The 17500-nt window shown below is 65.9% G+C and carries 16 protein-coding genes and 3 pseudogenes; 5 read left to right on the top strand and 14 right to left on the bottom strand.

Annotated elements, in window-relative coordinates:
• Nucleotides 1-386 (top strand): annotated as a pseudogene (locus VNQ78_RS05515) (DNA repair protein RecN); the annotation flags it as partial.
• On the opposite strand, the gene VNQ78_RS05510 reads toward VNQ78_RS05515, so the two are convergent.
• From VNQ78_RS05510 to VNQ78_RS05490, 5 genes are all read right to left on the bottom strand, one after another.
• The gene (locus tag VNQ78_RS05510; protein ID WP_325687417.1) at nucleotides 387-716 is read right to left on the bottom strand and encodes a hypothetical protein; all 330 of its coding nucleotides are present in this window, start codon (nucleotides 714-716) and stop codon (nucleotides 387-389) included.
• Between the two features lie 143 nt (nucleotides 717-859).
• Complete coding sequence (gene mmsB / locus VNQ78_RS05505; protein WP_325687415.1) at nucleotides 860-1738, bottom strand: 3-hydroxyisobutyrate dehydrogenase; 879 nt, start codon at nucleotides 1736-1738, stop codon at nucleotides 860-862.
• On the bottom strand, nucleotides 1735-2742 hold the full coding sequence (locus tag VNQ78_RS05500; protein ID WP_325687413.1) for an enoyl-CoA hydratase/isomerase family protein: 1008 nt from the start codon (nucleotides 2740-2742) through the stop codon (nucleotides 1735-1737). The genes mmsB and VNQ78_RS05500 overlap by 4 nt, the downstream gene beginning before the upstream one ends.
• Complete coding sequence (locus VNQ78_RS05495) at nucleotides 2742-3887, bottom strand: acyl-CoA dehydrogenase family protein (protein ID WP_325687411.1); 1146 nt, start codon at nucleotides 3885-3887, stop codon at nucleotides 2742-2744. The genes VNQ78_RS05500 and VNQ78_RS05495 overlap by 1 nt, the downstream gene beginning before the upstream one ends.
• Nucleotides 3888-4004: 117 nt before the next feature.
• The gene (locus VNQ78_RS05490; protein WP_325687409.1) at nucleotides 4005-5504 is read right to left on the bottom strand and encodes a CoA-acylating methylmalonate-semialdehyde dehydrogenase; all 1500 of its coding nucleotides are present in this window, start codon (nucleotides 5502-5504) and stop codon (nucleotides 4005-4007) included.
• Between the two features lie 108 nt (nucleotides 5505-5612).
• Here VNQ78_RS05490 and VNQ78_RS05485 point away from each other — a divergent pair, with 108 nt between their 5' ends.
• The 3 genes from VNQ78_RS05485 (at nucleotide 5613) to coaD (ending at nucleotide 7614) form a co-directional block, all read left to right on the top strand.
• Nucleotides 5613-6530 carry a LysR family transcriptional regulator gene (locus VNQ78_RS05485; protein WP_325687407.1) on the top strand — a complete coding sequence of 306 codons (918 nt, stop codon included), beginning with the start codon at nucleotides 5613-5615 and terminating at the stop codon, nucleotides 6528-6530.
• A 64-nt stretch (nucleotides 6531-6594) separates the two neighbouring features.
• Nucleotides 6595-7032, top strand: coding sequence for a CBS domain-containing protein (locus tag VNQ78_RS05480; protein WP_325687405.1), 438 nt, complete (start codon nucleotides 6595-6597; stop codon nucleotides 7030-7032).
• An 87-nt stretch (nucleotides 7033-7119) separates the two neighbouring features.
• Nucleotides 7120-7614 carry a pantetheine-phosphate adenylyltransferase gene (gene coaD, locus VNQ78_RS05475; RefSeq protein ID WP_325687403.1) on the top strand — a complete coding sequence of 165 codons (495 nt, stop codon included), beginning with the start codon at nucleotides 7120-7122 and terminating at the stop codon, nucleotides 7612-7614.
• A 202-nt stretch (nucleotides 7615-7816) separates the two neighbouring features.
• Here the strand turns inward: coaD and VNQ78_RS05470 are convergent, their stop codons facing one another.
• From VNQ78_RS05470 to pyrC, 8 genes and pseudogenes are all read right to left on the bottom strand, one after another.
• Nucleotides 7817-8323 carry a polymer-forming cytoskeletal protein gene (locus VNQ78_RS05470; RefSeq protein WP_325687401.1) on the bottom strand — a complete coding sequence of 169 codons (507 nt, stop codon included), beginning with the start codon at nucleotides 8321-8323 and terminating at the stop codon, nucleotides 7817-7819.
• Nucleotides 8313-9602, bottom strand: a complete 1290-nt coding sequence (locus VNQ78_RS05465) for a DUF5930 domain-containing protein (RefSeq protein WP_325687399.1) — start codon at nucleotides 9600-9602, stop codon at nucleotides 8313-8315. The genes VNQ78_RS05470 and VNQ78_RS05465 overlap by 11 nt, the downstream gene beginning before the upstream one ends.
• A 421-nt stretch (nucleotides 9603-10023) precedes the next feature.
• Nucleotides 10024-11418, bottom strand: coding sequence for a helix-turn-helix domain-containing protein (locus VNQ78_RS05460; protein WP_325687397.1), 1395 nt, complete (start codon nucleotides 11416-11418; stop codon nucleotides 10024-10026).
• Between the two features lie 58 nt (nucleotides 11419-11476).
• Nucleotides 11477-12685 (bottom strand): multidrug effflux MFS transporter, encoded by a 1209-nt coding sequence (locus VNQ78_RS05455; RefSeq protein WP_325687395.1) that lies wholly within the window; start codon nucleotides 12683-12685, stop codon nucleotides 11477-11479.
• Nucleotides 12686-12775: 90 nt separating this feature from the next.
• Nucleotides 12776-13111: pseudogene (locus VNQ78_RS05450) on the bottom strand (DMT family protein); the annotation flags it as partial.
• A complete protein-coding gene (locus VNQ78_RS05445; protein ID WP_325687393.1) occupies nucleotides 13108-14607 on the bottom strand; it encodes a replicative DNA helicase in 1500 nt (499 codons plus the stop codon). The gene VNQ78_RS05445 and the pseudogene VNQ78_RS05450, both read right to left, overlap by 4 nt.
• A 244-nt stretch (nucleotides 14608-14851) precedes the next feature.
• Nucleotides 14852-15523, bottom strand: coding sequence for an orotate phosphoribosyltransferase (locus VNQ78_RS05440; RefSeq protein ID WP_325687391.1), 672 nt, complete (start codon nucleotides 15521-15523; stop codon nucleotides 14852-14854).
• Nucleotides 15520-16563, bottom strand: a complete 1044-nt coding sequence (gene pyrC, locus VNQ78_RS05435) for a dihydroorotase (protein ID WP_325687389.1) — start codon at nucleotides 16561-16563, stop codon at nucleotides 15520-15522. Before pyrC ends, VNQ78_RS05440 begins: the two co-directional genes overlap by 4 nt.
• A 128-nt stretch (nucleotides 16564-16691) precedes the next feature.
• Here pyrC and VNQ78_RS05430 point away from each other — a divergent pair, with 128 nt between their 5' ends.
• A complete protein-coding gene (locus VNQ78_RS05430; RefSeq protein ID WP_325687387.1) occupies nucleotides 16692-17009 on the top strand; it encodes an antibiotic ABC transporter in 318 nt (105 codons plus the stop codon).
• Nucleotides 17010-17095: 86 nt separating this feature from the next.
• On the opposite strand, the pseudogene VNQ78_RS05425 reads toward VNQ78_RS05430, so the two are convergent.
• A pseudogene (locus VNQ78_RS05425) lies at nucleotides 17096-17500 on the bottom strand (erythrose-4-phosphate dehydrogenase); the annotation flags it as partial.

The raw sequence follows: 17500 nt of genomic DNA, 5'->3' as shown, positions 1-17500 counted from the left end.
CGCTGGACCGCATCGCCTCGGGCGGCGAGTTGTCGCGTTTTCTGCTGGCGCTGAAGGTCTGCCTCGCCCGCGGCAATGACTCGCTGGTGCTGATCTTTGACGAGATCGACCGCGGTGTCGGCGGTGCCACGGCCGATGCGGTGGGCCGCAGGCTCGCCCGGCTGTCCGAGGCGGCGCAGGTTCTGGTCGTGACCCACAGCCCGCAGGTCGCGGCCTTGGGCGGGCATCATTTCCGCGTTGCGAAATCGGTGGATCAGGGCATGACGACCTCGCGCGTCGCGGCCCTTGGCCCGGACGAGAGGGTGCAGGAAATCGCCCGGATGCTCGCCGGCGAGGAAGTGACCGCCGCCGCGCAGGAGGCGGCCCGCGCCCTGCTTCAAGGTTGATCAATCGGGAATGAAATCCACCTGCCGGATCACCGAGAGGATTTGCATGGTCTTGCTGTCATAGCGGATCAGCGCGCCGTCGATCACCCCATAGCGGCTGCCGGCAGGGGCATCGCCGATGCCGTAGAGCCCCGGCCGGCTGACGGTATGCAGCCGCGCGTTATCGACCGGATCGCCGACGCGGATCAGATGGCTCTGCTGCCTGACCAGATGCCCGACCGCCGCCCGTTCCTCGCCGCCGGCCAGGTCGAGATGCTGTGCAAAGGCCATCGTGGCGGCGGCAAGCGCCAGTCCAGCGGTAATGGCATATCTTCTGATCCGGGTCTTCATGGTCCTGTCAGCCTGGAGCCTGCGCCTTGCCAAAGCGTTAATCGCGCTTCGGCTTGTTTGGGGCTCAACGGCTGACTTCGCTCACCGGATCCCCGCCCTCACGCGGTTTTGTGCGAGGGCAGGGGATCCGTGGCTTTGATGCATCAGGCGGGCTTTCGGCCCATTCCCGACAATCTTGGCAGCATGGCCGAGAAATCGCGGCCCCTGCCGTCGCCCACTTCGACGAAATCGGCATAGAGCCGGCAGGCCAGCTCGCCCATCGGGGTCGCGGCGTCCACGGCTTCGGCGGCCTGCTGGCTCAGGCGAAGATCCTTCAGCATCAACTCCGCCGCGAAGCCCGGCTTGTAGTCATTGTCGGCGGGCGAGGTCGGACCCACGCCTGGTGCCGGGCAATAGGCGTTCATCGACCAGCTATAGCCCGAGGAGGTCGAGACCACGTCGAACATCTTTTGCCGGTCCAGCCCCAGCTTGTCGGCCAGGGCGAAGGCCTCGCAGGTCGCGATCATGGTCGCGCCGAGGATCATGTTGTTGCAGATCTTCGCGGCCTGGCCCGCGCCCCAATCCCCGCAATGGACCGCCTTCTGGCCCATGATGTCGAAAAGCGGCGCGACCTTTTCGAAGGCATCGGGGCTGCCGCCGACCATGAAGGTCAGCGTGCCTGCCGCCGCGCCGCCGATCCCGCCGGAAACCGGGGCATCGAGCGCGCCAAGCTCCGCCTCGCTGGCGGCGGCGGCAACGCTGCGCGCGCTTTCGACATCGACGGTCGAGCAGTCGCACAGCACCGCGCCGGGCATCATGGCCGGGATCACCTCGGCCGCGACGCTGCGCAGGATCGCGCCATTCGGCAGCATGGTGATGACGACCTCGGCCCCTTCGGCGGCGGCGACAGCGCTTGCCGCCGGCGCGATCCCCTCGGGCGGGGCCGCGACGGGATCGTATCCGGTGACCTCATGCCCCGCGCGGGCAAGGTTCAGGGCCATGGGCGCGCCCATGTTTCCCAGACCGATGAAACCGATCTTCATTCGCATTCCTCCCAAAGCATTTCCGCGCCCTCGAGCGGTCCGAGCATCCGCTTGACCTCCGCCTCGTCCGAGGGGGCGCTCCATTTCGGATCGCGGTCCTTGTCGATGATCTGGGCGCGCACGCCTTCCAGAAAATCGCTCGCCGCCGTGGCGCGCCAGGTGAAGCGGTATTCCCGCGCAAGGCTGTCGCGCACCGAGCGGTCATTCCGCGCCGCGCGGACCAGCGCAAGCGTCGCCGCCATCGAGAGCGGAGAGTTCCGGCGCAGCGCCGCAAGGCTCGCCTCATCCCCCTTCGCGGCCAGCGCCGCCATGATCTCCTCCACCGTGCGGCCGGCAAAGGCTTGCAGGTCGGTGGTCTCCAGCGGCGCGGCGGGGCGGGGTTGGCCCTCGATCCCGCCCGGATCGCCGGTTTCGGCGAGGCGGTCGATCAGCGCCGGCCATTCGGCCTCGGGCAGATAGGTATCGGCGAATCCGGTGAAGATCGCGTCGCCCGGCCCGATCCGGCCGGCGGTCAGGCCCAGATATTCGCCGGTATGGCCCGGCGCATGGCCCAGCAGCCAGCTGCCGCCGACATCCGGGATCAGCCCGATCCCGGTCTCGGGCATGGCGATGCGGGTGCTGTCGCCGACGATGCGATGGCTGGCATGGCCGCCGACGCCGACGCCGCCGCCCATCACGAAGCCTTGCATGAAGGCGACGATCGGCTTCGGATATTCCGCGATGCGGGCATTCATCCGGTATTCGTCGCGGAAGAAGTCGCGCCCGACCTGATGGTCGCCCGCCAGCCCGGCGCGGTAGACGGCGGCGATGTCGCCACCGGCGCAGAAGGCGCGGTCGCCCTCGGCGTCGATGATCACCAGCGCGACCGCGTCATCCTCGGCCCAGTCCCGCAGGGCGGCGTCGATGGCAAGGGCCATCTCGTGGCTCAGGGCGTTCAGCGCCTGCGGGCGGGCGAAGGTGATGCGGCCGGCGCGGCGGTCCTTGCGGATCAGGATTTCGGCCATTACGCGCGCTCTGCCAGCAGGGCGCGGCTGATGATCAGGCGCATGATTTCATTGGTCCCTTCAAGGATCTGGTGGACGCGCAGGTCGCGCACGATCTTCTCGATCCCGTAATCGGCAAGGTAGCCATAGCCGCCATGCAGTTGCAGGCACTGGTTCGCGACCTCGAATGCGCGGTCGGTGACATGAAGTTTCGCCATCGCGCAGAATTTGCTGGCGTCGGGCGCGCGCTGGTCCAGCTTCCACGCCGCCTGCCTGAGGAAGATGCGCGAGGATTGCAGCGCCGTCTCCATCTCGGCCAGCCGGAACTGCAGCGCCTGGAACTGATCGAGGCTCTGGCCGAAGGCCCGGCGCTCGCCCATATAGCGCAGCGTCGCGTCAAGCGCCGCCTGCGCGCCCCCCAGCGCCGCGGCCGAGATGTTCAGCCGCCCACCATCCAGCCCGGCCATGGCATAGGAAAAGCCGCGCCCTTCCTCGCCCAAAAGGTTCTCGGCCGGGATCTGGCAATCGTCGAACTGCACCTGCGAGGTCGGCTGCGCCTTCCAGCCCATCTTGCGTTCCGCCGCGCCGTAGCTCAGACCCGGCGTGCCGCTTTCGACCACCACCGTCGAGATACCCTTCGGCCCCTCCTGTCCGGTCCTGACCATGCAGATATAGGCGTCCGAATAGCCCCCGCCCGAGATGAAGGCCTTGGTGCCATTGAGGCTCCAGCCCTCGTTCGTGCGCTCGGCCCGCGTGCGCAGGGCGGCGGCGTCGGAGCCCGAGCCCGGCTCGGTCAGGCAATAGGAGAACACCTTCTCCATCCGGCAGAGATCGGGCAACCAGCGCGCCCGCGCCTCGTCCGAGCCGAACTTGTCGATCATGCCGCCGCACATGTTGTGGATCGACAGGAAGGCCGCGACCGAGGGGCAGGACATCGCCAGCGTCTCGAAAACCAGCGTGCCGTCGAGGCGCGAGAGGCCCGAACCGCCATGCGCCTCATCGACGTAAAGCCCGCCGAAGCCCAACTCCGCCGCCTTTTGCCACAGCTCGCGCGGGATCGTCCCCGCCTCCTCCCATCCTTGGGCATGGGGCGCGATATGCTCGGCCCCGAAATCGCGGGCCATCTCGAATATGGCAAGCTGTTCTTCGCTCAGCGCGAAATCCATGCTCTCCCCCTCATGGTTTTCGTTGTTTGGCGACCGGTTAGAACCGGGAAATGTTGCGCAAGTTTTGCACGCGCGCAAAAGGAAAGGCGAGGGCCGTGGCCCCCGCCTTGTCCTTGGTCAGTCCATCGCCTTGAAGTTCAGGCTGGCGCCTTCCTTGATCCCCGAGAACCAGCGGGCCGTCACCGTCTTGGTCTTGGTGTAGAAGCGGAAGGCGTCCGGGCCATATTGGTTCAGGTCGCCGAAGGCCGATTTCTTCCAGCCACCGAAGGTATAGTAGCTGAGCGGCACCGGGATCGGGAAGTTGATCCCGACCATGCCGACATTTACGCGGCTGGCAAAGTCGCGCGCGGTGTCGCCATCGGCGGTGAAGATCGCGGTGCCATTGCCATATTCGTTGTCGATGACAAGGTTCAGCGCGTCCTCATAGGTCTCGGCGCGCACGGTCGTCAGGACCGGGCCGAAGATCTCTTCCTTGTAGATGTCCATGTCGCGGGTGACATTGTCAAACAGCGACGGACCGCAGAAGAAGCCGTCCTCATAGCCCTGGATCTTCAGGCCGCGCCCGTCGACCACCAGCTTCGCGCCCTGTTCCACGCCCGAGGCGATCAGGCCATTGATGCGGTTCTGCGAGGCCTTGGTGATGACCGGGCCGAAATCCACGTCGTCGCCGGCGGTATAGGGGCCGACCTTCAGCTTCTCGATGCGCGGGACCAGACGTTCGATCAGCGCGTCGGCGGTCTTCTGGCCGACCGGAACCGCGACCGAGATCGCCATGCAGCGTTCGCCCGCCGCGCCGAAGCCCGCGCCGATCAGCGCATCCGCCGCCTTGTCGAGATCGGCGTCGGGCATGATCAGCATGTGGTTTTTGGCGCCGCCGAAGCATTGCGCGCGCTTGCCGTTATTCGCGGCGCGGCCATAGATATATTGCGCGATCGGGGTCGAACCGACGAAGCCCACCGCCTGAACGGTCGGATGGTCAAGGATCGCGTCGACGATTTCCTTGTCGCCATTCACCACCTGCAGCACGCCATCCGGCAGCCCGGCCTCCTGCGCGAGCTTCGCCAGCGCGATCGAGGTCGAGGGCACGCGCTCGGACGGCTTCAGGATCATCGCGTTGCCCGAGGCCAGCGCCGGGCCCATCTTCCAGAGCGGGATCATCGCCGGGAAGTTGAAGGGGGTGATGCCCGCGACCACGCCCAGCGGCTGGCGCATCGAATAAAGGTCGATGCCGGGGCCGCCATTGTCGGTGAACTCGCCCTTCAGCATGGCGGGCGCGCCCATGCAGACCTCGATCACCTCAAGCCCGCGCTGCACGTCGCCGCGCGCGTCGGGCAGGGTCTTGCCATGCTCGCGGCTGACCAGCTCGGCCAGCATGTCCATGTTCTCGTTGATCAGCTGGCCGAATTTCATCATCACCCGCGCGCGGCGCTGCGGATTGGTGGCGGCCCAGACCAACTGGGCGCGCGCGGCGCTGGCAACGGCCGCGTCAAGCTCGGCCGGGGTGGCCAGAGGCACGCGCGCCTGCACTTCGCCGGTCGCGGGGTTATAGACATCGCTGAAGCGGCCCGAGGTTCCCTTGACCTCTTTACCGTCGATCCAGTGGCACAGTTCTTCCATCTCGGCCTCCCATGGGATTCGCGTTTGCCCGGATCATAGGCTTGCAGCATTGCCGCAAAAAGGGAAAGTCTGGCAAAAGCGTTTTGCGTTTTTGCAGGGTGTCGAGCAATGGACTGGGACGATCTACGCATTTTTCTGGCGGTGGCGCGGGTGGACAGCCTGTCGGGGGCGGGGCGCCGCCTCGGGATCGACGCCTCGACCGTGGGCCGCAGGATCGCGCGGCTGGAAGGGGCGCTTGGCGCGAAGCTGTTCGTCAAGACGCCGCAGGGCTATGCGCTGGCCCCCGATGGCGAGCGGCTGCTGCCCCATGCCGAGGCGGCCGAGGCGGCGATGACTGGCGCGGGCGAGTCGCTCTCGGGTCCGGGCGATCTTTCGGGGCAGCTTCGGATCGGCGCGCCGGATGGCTGCGCGAATTACCTGCTGCCGCAGATCTGCGCCCGGCTTTGCGAGGTCCATCCGGGGCTGGAGATCCAGATCGTCGCCCTGCCGCGAGTCTTCAACCTGTCCCGGCGCGAGGCCGATATGGCGATCGCCGTCTCGCGCCCGCAGGCGGGTCGGCTGGTGGTCCAGCGCCTGACCGACTATCACCTGCATCTGGCCGGGCATGACGATTATCTGCGCAGCCGCCCGGCGATCCGCTCGCGCGAGGATCTGCGGGGTCATCGCATGATCGGCTATATCCCCGACATGATCTTCGACCGCGAGCTGGACTATCTGCCCGTGACCGGCGCGGAATGGGCTCAGCTGACCTCGAACTCGGTTTCGGTCCAGATGCAGGCGATCCGGGCGGGGGCGGGGCTGGGGATCGTCCATGACTTCGCGATCCCCTTCTGCCCCGGCGTCCGCCGCCTGCTGACCGCCGAGATTTCGCTGACCCGCAGCTTCTGGTTGATCCGGCACGAGGACGACCGCCGGTCCGAGCGGATGAACCGGCTGGCCGATGCGCTGGGGCAGGAAATTCGTGTCGAGGTTGTACGTTTGCAAGCACTTCTCGAAGACGACGCCTCCCCACAACAGCCTACTTGACGAGGACGCGGCTTGTGGCAACGCTGAAAGAAGGCAGCTTTTTGCCAGCCTAGGAGGAACCGCAATGCTCGTTAAGCAGATCCTGTCGATGAAATCCGTGGGCGAGGTCTATACCATCGCCTCGACCGCCAGCGTGGCCGATGCCGCCAAGCTGCTGTCGGAAAAGCGCATCGGTGCGGTCGTGGTTTCCGACGACGGCAGCATCCCCTATGGAATCCTCTCCGAACGTGACATCGTGCGCGAACTTGGCAAGCGCGGCCCCGCCGTGCTGGACCTCGCGATCGGCGAGCTGATGACCCGCAAGCTGATGACCTGCACGACCGGAGACGACGCGCTCGAAATCCTGGAACGCATGACGAATGGCCGCTTCCGCCACCTGCCGGTCGTGGACGAGACCGGGGCGATGATCGGTCTGGTGTCGATCGGGGATGCCGTTTCGGCCCGGCTGAAGGAGCTGAATGCCGAGAAGGAAGCCCTGACCGGCATGATCATGGGGAACTGAACGGCGCCGGGCGCCGGCCATCCCCCCCTTGCATTTGGCGAACAAAACCTGTTCGTTGTGCCCGTCCGCTGAGGAGAAGGGCAGATCATGCGCATCGGGTTGTATCCTGGAACTTTCGACCCGATCACGCTGGGTCATCTTGACATTATTCAGCGGGCTCTGGCTCTCGTGGACCGGCTGGTCATCGGCGTCGCGATCAACCGCGACAAGGGGCCGCTCTTCTCGCTGGACGAGCGGGTCGAGATGGTGCGCAGGGAATGCGCCGCGATCACCGCCCGCGTCGGCGGCGAGGTTCTGGTTCATCCGTTCGAGAACCTGCTGATTGATTGCGCCCGCGATGTCGGTGCGACGGTCATCGTACGCGGGCTGCGCGCCGTGGCGGATTTCGAATACGAGTTCCAGATGGTCGGCATGAACCGCGCCCTCGATGCCAGTATCGAGACGGTCTTTCTGATGGCTGATGCGCGCCGGCAGGCCATTGCATCGAAGCTGGTCAAGGAAATCGCGCGGCTGGGCGGCGACGTGTCGAAATTCGTGCCGCTTGCCGTCAAGGACGCGCTGGTCGCGCGCTATTCGGCCTAGATCCGCTGCCCTCAAGGGTTCACGGCAAGGAGTTTCCCGAGATGATCCCAGATCCGCGCGAGCCGCTGCCCATCCCCGATCCCGACCGGCCGCCGATGCCTGATCCGGCCCCCGATCCCGGGCCGGGCGACGAGGACTGACCGGACACGAAAAAAGCGGCCTCACGGGCCGCTTTCCTGTTTCGTCCGAAGGGGGGGAGGGGTTATTCCGCCTCGACGGCCTTGGCGGGCGCCGGGGCCGCCAGTTTCGGCGTCGGGCCATTCGCAAGCGGGTCTTCCTGCCGCTGCACCGAACCTTCGAAATGCGCGCCGGATTCGATCGCGATGGTCTTGTGGATGATGTCGCCTTCGACCTTCGCGGTCGCGGTCAGGCGGACCTTGAGGCCGCGCACGCGACCGATGACGCGGCCGTTGACCACGACCTCTTCGGCGACGATCTCGCCCCGGATGGTGGCGGTTTCGCCGACGGTCAGCAGATGGGCGCGGATGTCGCCTTCGACGGTGCCCTCGATCTGGATGTCGCCCTGGGTGCGAATGTTTCCGGTGACAGTCAGATCCGGCGACAGCACCGAAGGCGCGGTCCGGGTGCGCGCCGCCGCGGGCGAGGCAGGCACGTCGTAAGTGGTGTCAAAGCTGCGCGGGGTTTCGGTGGGCTCGGGTGCAGGCTGGGTCCTCGGGCCGGGTTCTGTCACACGCGTCTTAGAAAACATTTTGGGCTGCCTTGATGAAGGTCATGGGATTCACGGCGCGGCCTTTCACCCGGACTTCGTAGTGAAGGTGCGGACCGGTCGACCTGCCGGTATTGCCCATAGCACCGATCAGGCTGCCACGCGACACTTTTTGCCCGACCTTGACCTTAATCTTGGACAGGTGGCCAAAGCGGGTTTCGGTGCCCAACTCGTGCTGGACCTTGATGAGGTTGCCGTAGCCGCTTTGCCAGCCGGCAAAGATCACGGTGCCCTCGCCGGTGGCATAGACCGGCGTGCCGACCGGGGCGGCCATGTCCACCCCCTCATGCGCGCGGCCCCAGCGGCGGCCGAAGGGCGAGGTATAGCGGAAGGCCGATTTGACCGGCATGGCCAGCGGCATCTTCTCGGCGGCGATACGATAGCTGTTCATCTCGTCCAGCGTGATCATGATCTCCTGCGCCTTGGCTTCGCGCTGGCTGATCTCGGCATTGCCGCTGGAGGAATAGCTGACCGGATTGAGCGGCCCGCCCTCGCCGGAATAGCCGCGGCGGATGGTGCTCAGCACCTCGTCCGGGTCCATGCCGACATTGCGGAACATCTCGTCGAACGGCTCGACCGAGATGCTGACCGCATCCTCGATCTGGGTCAGGATCTCGTCATTGCGGGCGATGATCTGGTCGCGCTCGAGGGTCGCGGCCTCGGCGGTGCGGCGGGCATCGTCGGCGACCTTGACGGCCTCGGCCCGATCGCCGGCGGATTTCTTCAATTCGGTCGACAGGATATCGAATGCGGCCTGCAATTCGGCGGTGCGCTCGGGCCCGGCGCCGGCCTCGGCCCCGGCCGCCTGCTCGTCGGTGGCGCGGTCCTTGATCGCGGATTGAAGGCTGGCTTGCACCGCCCCGATGCCGGTTTCCAGCTCGCGGCGGCGGGCTTCGGATTCCAGCAGGTGCGACTGCATCTGCGAGACATGGTCCAGCGCGACCGTATAGCGGTTCTGGGCGGCCAGCGCCTCGGCGGCGCGGGCGTCACGCTCGTCCGAGAGTTCGGCGAGCCGCGCCTCGAACGCGCCTTGCGCGCGTTTGGCATGGTCGCGCGAACCGTGAGTGCTGATGGCGTCGATGGCAAGGACGGAGCTTGCGATGATGGTCCAGCCGAGGACGATGGCAGTCCCCCCCAGCGCGATCAGTTGCGTCGTCGGGCCGAGCCTGATGAACCGTGTGGAATCGTCGGATTTCAGGAAAAGCCGCTGTTCTGGCAGCCAGCGGCCAAGGACCGAATTCAGACCCTGAGTAATGCGCAATGTCCCTGTCCATTTCTATTGCGTTGCGGCCCGCCGAGCAGAGGTGGCCGATTGCTTGGCACTCATAAATCCGACCTGTGCTCAAAGCGCAACATTGGCGAAATTTGTGCATTGTTTGTGGGCGGATTGACGCCGACCAGAAGGCAGTCAACTGGTGAAACTCCGCTCTTGCCAATTTCGTGACGCCGGGGCAAGTCCGGGCGGGCTGCGGCAGGTGTTCGGCGCAATCTGCTGACCCGCAACCGGAATATTCCGGTTGCTACCAGATCGAGGCGCGAAAGGGTGTCGGACGGCGCAGGCCGGGGACTCTGCCTCCACATCGGGCAGTGGGGCGGGATTTGCGCGCTTTCGCGCGCGTCATTTCACCTTCTGGCGATGTGATCACGGGAACCGGATTGCTGGAAATGCGTTCTGCGGCCCCTCAGGCGATCTCATAGGGTAAGGGGCCTTGCCGGTCCTGCGGGATTCGGATGGCGCGGTCGATCGGCGGGACCGATCGCTGGTGGCAAGCCGGGCGCGGGCAGATCCGGCAGGAGACGCCGATCGGCTCGAACAGGTTCGGGTTCCCGAGGTCGAGCCCGTCGGAATAGACAAGCTCGCGCGCATGGCCGACCTCGCAGCCGAGACCGATGGCAAAGCGGCGCACCGGGGCGCCGAAGGCCCCGGCATGTTTCGAGACATCGCGGGCAAGTAGCAGGTAGCGCTTGCCGTCGGGCGTCTCGGCAAGCTGGCGCAGGAAGCGGCCCGGCGTCTCGAAAGCCTGATGCACGTTCCAGAGCGGGCAGGCGCCGCCGAAACGGGCGAATTGCATCCTTGTCGCCGAATGCCGCTTGGTGATGGTTCCGGCCTGATCGACGCGCACGAAAAAGAACGGCACGCCCCGGTCGCCGCCGCGCTGAAGGGTCGAGAGCCGGTGCGCGACCTGTTCGAGCGAGGCGTGGAAAAGATGGGCAAGCCGCTCCAGATCGTGGCGCTCGGCCCGGGCGGCGGCAAGAAAGGCGCGATAGGGCATCATCGCTGCCCCGGCGAAGTAATTGGCAAGGCCCAGCCGGGCGATGTCGCGCGCTGCCCGGCTGCGGAAGCGTGCCAGTTCCAGCGTCGCCTCCAGCAGGTCGCCGCGGGTCTCGAGGGCCAGCAGGTGAAGAAGCTGGAAGGCCTGTGTCGGCGGGTCGGCGGCGGCATTCAGCGTGATGCCGTTCCCCTCGCGCAGATAGACCGCGCCGCTGCCGAGTTCCGCCAGCCGCACCTCGATCCCGCGCGCGCCAAGCGCCGAAATGGCGCGGGTCAATGGGTCGGGGGCAGGGGTGCTGCGGGCGAAATGCTCGGCCGCGCGATCCACGGCGTCGATATAGTTGTCGCAGTAATGGAAGAAGTCGCGCACCTCCTCCCACGGCGAGGGGGTGGCGTTCTGGCCGCCCGCGCCGATGGCCTCGTCGATCGCGGCCAGACGCTCCTGCCCCTCGCGATGGGCGCGGTAGAGGTCGAGGAAGGCGCGCACCAGCGTCGGCGCATTGGTCGCCGCCAGCCGCAGGTCGGCCTGCGACGGCGGTGCGTCAAACAGCGGGTCCGCCAGCGCCTCGACCATGTCGACGACCATGCGTTCGGCATCGCCGACCGCCATCGCCCCGAGATCCACGGAAAACTCGGACGCAAGGCGCAGCAGCACCCCCGCTGAGACGGGGCGGTGGTTGTTCTCCATCTGCGAGAGGTAGGGCAGGGACACGCCGAGCCGGTCGGCGAAGGCGCGCTGCGTCAGGCCGGCCCGGCCCCGCGTCTCACGCAGGGCGACACCGGCATAGATTTTCTGGATTCCCATGGCGCCCTCCCTTTGCAAATGCGTTCTACGCTTTGCAAAGCGGGTGTCGCAAGCCGGATCAGCCTTGCGACAGCACCTGCCGCTCGCGCCGGATGACCCAGAGCGTGGAAAGGATCGCCCCCGCCGATACCACGACCATGATGATGAGGAGCGGCCCCGCCCCCGCGTCATCATGGAGGAAGGCCCCCGCCAGCGCGGCAAGGCCCGCGCCGCCCGCCACCGCCATCGCGCCGCCAAGTCCGCTGGCGGTGCCGGCAAGCTCGGGCCGCACGCTCATCATCCCGGCATTGGCATTCGGCAGCAGGAGGCCGTTCCCCAAGCCCATGAAGGCGACCGAGCCGAAGAAAACAAGGGGGGATTGCCCGCCGATCCAGTCGATCACCAGCGCGAGGGCGAGTGGCAATGTCCCGATGATCGACCCGGCCAGGATCATCCTGTTCATGCCGATCAGCGTCGAATAGCGGGCAGAAAGGAAGTTCCCCAGCGCATAGCCGATCGAGGGAGCGGCGAACCAATAGCCGACCTCGGCCGGGCCCAGATGCAGGACCGTCTGCCCGACGAAAGGCGCGCCGCCGAGATAGGCATAGAACGCCCCGGCGCTGAGCGTCGCGGCCAGAGCATAGCCCCAGAAACGCTGCGAGCGGGCGAGGACCGGATAGGTCTCGATCTGCTGGCGCAAGGGTGTCCCGACGCCGCGCGCGGTCTCCGGCAGGGTGAACCAGCAGACCACGAACACCACGCCTCCGGCGATGGCCATGGTCACGAAGCTTGCCCGCCAGCCGAAGCTTTCGTCGAGCACCCCGCCGATGGTCGGCGCGATCATCGGGATCAGCGACATGCCCATGGTGACATAGCCGATCATGCTGGCCGCATTCTCGGCCGGGACGATGTCGCGCACCACGGCACGGCTGAGGACGAAGCCCGCCGTGACAATCGCCTGGATCATGCGGAAGAACAGGAACCACCCCGCCGTTGGCGCAAGCAATGTGCCGACCGTGGCTAGAAGGAAGACCCCGAAGGAAAACAGGATGACCGGCCGGCGCCCCAAAGCGTCGCTGATCGGCCCGCTGAGCAGCTGCACGCAGGCGCTGACCGCGAGGAAGGCTGAAACCGAAAGCTGCATGACGGCATAATCCACGCCGAAATCGCGCGCCATTCCGGGCAGCGACGGCAGGAAGATGTTCATCGCCAGCGCACCCGCAGCGGTGATCGACACCAGTGTGATCAGGCTTGGCCGCCGCGCGGCCGGGTCATGTTCGGATTTCATTTCCTTCTATTCGCGCGTGTCGGCGCGAATGGCAACCGGCTGATTGTATGGCGGTGCCTCATGCGGAGCCGGGGAATCGCCGAATTTCGTGAAGATGAAGAAGGCACCGAGGCAGATCAGCGCGAAACCCAGCATGACGTTCCAGGTGATCCGCTCGCCCAGATAGAGCCACGAGAAGATCACGAAGACCGAGAGGCTGATCACCTCCTGTATGGTCTTGAGCTGGGCGGCGTTGAAATGGCCATAGCCGATGCGGTTCGCCGGCACCTGCAGCAGATACTCGAAAAAGGCGATGCCCCAGCTGACCAGCACCACCGCGAAAAGCGGCGCTGCCTTGAACTTCAGGTGCCCATACCAGGCGAAGGTCATGAAGACATTCGAGGCGAGCAGCAGGCCGATGGTCGTGACCGGCACCGGCAGGCTCATTCCGAGCGATCCCAGCTGCGATGCTTCTCGAGATTGCCGAAGCGGGTGAAGCGGCCCTCGAAGCTCAGCTCGACGGTGCCGATCGGCCCGTGGCGCTGCTTGCCGATGATCACCTCGGCCTTGCCATGGCAGGATTCCATGATCTGCTGCCAGGCGGCCATCTTGTCGAGCTCGTGGTCGGCGGGCTTCTCGCGCTCGCGGTAATATTCCTCGCGGAAGACGAACATCACGATATCGGCGTCCTGCTCGATCGAGCCGGATTCGCGCAGGTCGGAAAGCTGCGGCCGCTTGTCCTCGCGGCTTTCGACCTGCCGGGACAGCTGCGACAGCGCGATGACCGGGATGTCCAGTTCCTTGGCGATGGCCTTCAACCCTTGGGTGATCTCGCTCACCTCGTTGACGCGGCTGTCCTTGGCGGTGGCGGCGCGCAGAAGCTGGAGATAGTCGACGATCAGCACGTCGAGGCCCATGGTCCGCTTCAGCTTGCGCGCGCGGGCGGCAAGCTGGTTGATCGGCAGGGCGGGTGTGTCGTCGATATAGAGCGGGCAGTTCTGCAGGTCATGCGCCGCCTTGACGAAACGGCGGAACTCGTCCTCGGTCATGTCGCCGCGACGGATGGCTTCGCTCGGCACCTCGGCCGCTTCGGAAAGAATCCTCGCGGCAAGCTGTTCGGCCGACATCTCGAGGCTGAAGAAGCCGACGACGCCGCCCGCGACCGTGCCATGGCTGCCATCGGGCAGATCGCCCAAGCGATGGACCTTGGCGACGTTGAAGGCGATGTTCGTCGCAAGCGAGGTCTTCCCCATCGAGGGCCGGCCGGCAAGGATGATCAGGTCCGAGCGGTTCAACCCGCCCATCTTGCCATCAAGATCGACCAGCCCGGTGGAAACCCCCGAAAGCCCGCCGCCCCGGCTGAAGGCGGCATTGGCCGCGGTCAGGGCACCGCTGACGGCGGAGAGGAAGCTCTGGAAGCCGCGCTCGGCCACGCCCTGCTCGCCCAGCTTGTAGAGCGTCTGCTCGGCTTCCTTGATCTGGTCCTCGGCCGAATCCGACACCGAGACCGTCGAGGCGCGCGAGGAAATGTCCTGCCCAAGCGAGATCAGGTCGCGGCGCAGCGCGAATTCGCGGATCATCTGGGCGTAGTCGCGCGCAGCATGAGAGGAGATCGCCGCCCCGGCAAGCCGCGCGAGATAGGCCGGCCCGCCCAGTTCCTTCAGCCCCGCATCGCTTTCCATGAAGGCCTTGATTGTCACCGGGCTTGCCAATGCGTTCTTGGCGATGCGCTCTATCGAGATCTCGTAGATGCGCCGATGCACGGGATCGTAGAAATGCCGCGGCTGGATGATCCGCGAGACATGGTCATAGACCTCGTTATTGGTCAGAAGCGCGCCCAGCAATTGCTGTTCGGCCTCGATCGAGAAAGGGACCGCCTGGCTTGCTGCCGCCTCGGCGATCTGACTCGGGTTCCTGATTTCGACGGCGCGTAGCTCGCTCATCCCTAAGAATGCTCCGGATGTTCGACTCGATGTCCACTTATCCATCCTGGAGGACCGTCGGTCCATCTGGATATCCTGTGGATATGCTGTGGATGAAATGCCACCCTCGCGCGAATGGCAAGGGTGGCGACTTGGGTATTTAGGAAAACGGTGAATAGCAGGCGCAGCGAGCGGGTTTTCACCGTTTCACAAATACCCAAGCGGCCTTTCGGCCGGGAGGGGCGCTGCCATTCGATACCGGATCTCAGGGATGGGCGGCCTGCCAGGCGCGGGGATCCTTGAGGAAGCTCTCGACTTCCGAGAGGGTCGCTTCGTCGTAGAAGCCCTGCTCCTTTGCTTCCGCCAGCACGTCCCACCAGGTGCAGAGGTAATGGAGCGCGACGCCGTGATCGGCGAGGCGCTCGGTCGTCTCGGGGAAGATGCCGTAATAGAAGATGACCGCTGTATGGGCGCAGGTCGCGCCGGTCTCGCGGATCGCATCGACGAAGCTCAGCTTCGAGCCGCCATCGGTGGTCAGGTCCTCGACCAGCAGCACGCGCTGGCCTTCGGTCATGGCGCCTTCGATGCGGGCATTGCGGCCGTAGCCTTTCGGCTTCTTGCGCACATAGGTCATCGGCAGTTCCAGCCGTTCGGCGACCAGTGCGGCGAAGGGGATGCCCGCGGTTTCGCCGCCCGCGATATTGTCGAAGGCATCGAAGCCCGCGTCGCGCAGCACCGTCGCTGACAGGAAATCCATCAGCGTCGAACGGATGCGCGGATAGGAGATCAGCTTGCGGCAGTCGATATAGGTCGGACCCTTCAGGCCGGAGGCGTAGGTATAGGGCTCGGCCGCGTTGAAATGGACGGCCTTGATCTCGAGCAGCATCCGGGCGGTCAGGCGCGCGATCTCCTCGCGCGGGGGGAAGGGCAGGGTCATGCGGGATCCTCGACATGCCAATGGAGCGGGAAGCCGGGATCGAAGACGGTGACGGTCTCGTCCGCGGCCGGGATATGGGTCGGATAGATTGCCGGCGTGTCGCGGCGAACGAGGCGGATCGTGTCCTCATTCGCGGGGAGGCCGTAGAAGGCCGCGCCATGGAGCGAGGTGAAGCCTTCGAGCCGGTCAAGGGCGCCTTCCTCCTCGAAGACCTGCGCGAGGATCGACATGGTGTTCGGGGCGGTGAAGCAACCGGCGCAGCCGCAAGCCGATTCCTTGGCGCTGTCGGGGTGGGGTGCCGAGTCGGTGCCGAGGAAGAAGCGCGCATCGCCCGAGGTCGCCGCCTTGCGCAGCGCGAGGCGGTGGCTTTCGCGCTTGGCGACCGGCAGGCAGTAGTAATGCGGCTTGATGCCACCGACGAGGATATGGTTGCGGTTGATCACCAGATGATGGGTGGTGATCGTCGCGCCCATGTCGGACTGGCTGCTGACGTAATCGACGCCGTCCGAGGTGGTGATATGCTCCATCACCACGCGCAGGCCGGGCGTGACGCGGCGGACCGGATCCAACACGCGGTCGATGAAGACGGCCTCGCGGTCGAAGATGTCGACTTCCGGGTCGGTCACCTCGCCATGGGTGCAGAGCGGGATCCCAGCCTCGGCCATTGCCTCGAGCACCGGGCGGACCTTGTCGAAATCGCGCACGCCGGAGGCCGAGTTCGTCGTCGCACCTGCCGGGTAGAGCTTGACCGCCGAGATGATTCCGTCGCGATGCGCGGCCACGACATCGGCGGGATCGGTCGCCTCGGTCAGGTAGAGCGTCATCAATGGACGCAACGTCACATCTTGCGGCAGCGCGGCGAGGATGCGGCTGCGATAGGCGGCGGCATCGGCCCCGGTCACGACCGGCGGGACCAGATTGGGCATGATGATGGCCCGGCCAAAACCGCTGGAATATGCTGCAACTGCGGCCAGCATCGCGCCATCGCGAAGATGCAGGTGCCAGTCATCGGGGCGTCGAAGCGTGAGGGTGCTGATCATGGCCTCCCTCTATACCGGAGGCCGGTGCATGGGAATAGCCGACGGCCCTTGGCGAAAGGAATGGGTTGGCAAAGCGTTTCCCGGGGTGCAGCCTGTCGGGCCTGTTAATCAAGTAAACGGAGTTGAGAATGGGTTATGGCAAAATGGACCCGTTCGCGATGCGCACGCCCTGGCTGCTGTGGCAGCAGATGGCCCGCATGGCCTGGGAGGCGCAGATGGTCATTGCCATGCGCACGGCCGGAATGATGGGCCTGATGCGGCAGGACGCGGCCGAGCCGACGCGCATGGTGGTCGAGAAGGCCGATGCCGCATCCGAGGCGATGCTGGCCGCGTTGCAGGCCGCCGGTCGTGGCGAGCGCGCCGACAGGGTGATGCAGGCGGCTTTGCGTCCCTATCGCCGTCGCACCAAGGCCAATGTGAAGCGGCTGTCCAGCAAGAAACCCTGATCGCAGGCGGGCGAGCCCGCTGCACCAATGCGAAACGCGCCCCAGGTCTCCCAGGGGCGCGTTCGTCATTTCCGGGGCAGTGATCTTCAGATCAGCTTGCCCATCGCGACGGCGGTATCCGACATGCGGTTCGAGAAACCCCATTCGTTGTCATACCAGGTCAGGATGCGGCAGAGCTTGCCTTCCATCACCTTGGTCTGGTCCATGTGGAAGACCGAGCTGTGCGGGTCGTGGTTGAAGTCGGACGAGACCAGCGGCTCCTCGGTATAGCCGAGGATGCCTTTCAGCGGGCCATCGGCGGCAGCCTTGATCGCGGCGTTGATTTCCTCGACCGAGGTGTCGCGCGAAGCTTCGAAGACCAGGTCGACGACCGAGACGTTCGGGGTCGGCACGCGGATCGCGACGCCGTCCAGACGGCCCTTCAGTTCCGGCAGCACCAGACCCACGGCCTTCGCCGCACCGGTCGAGGTCGGGATCATCGACAGCGCCGC

The organism is Paracoccus sp. (in: a-proteobacteria), from assembly GCF_035556475.1.
In the GTDB taxonomy this organism is placed as follows: domain Bacteria; phylum Pseudomonadota; class Alphaproteobacteria; order Rhodobacterales; family Rhodobacteraceae; genus Paracoccus.
This window is presented reverse-complemented; position numbering and strand designations above follow the sequence as displayed.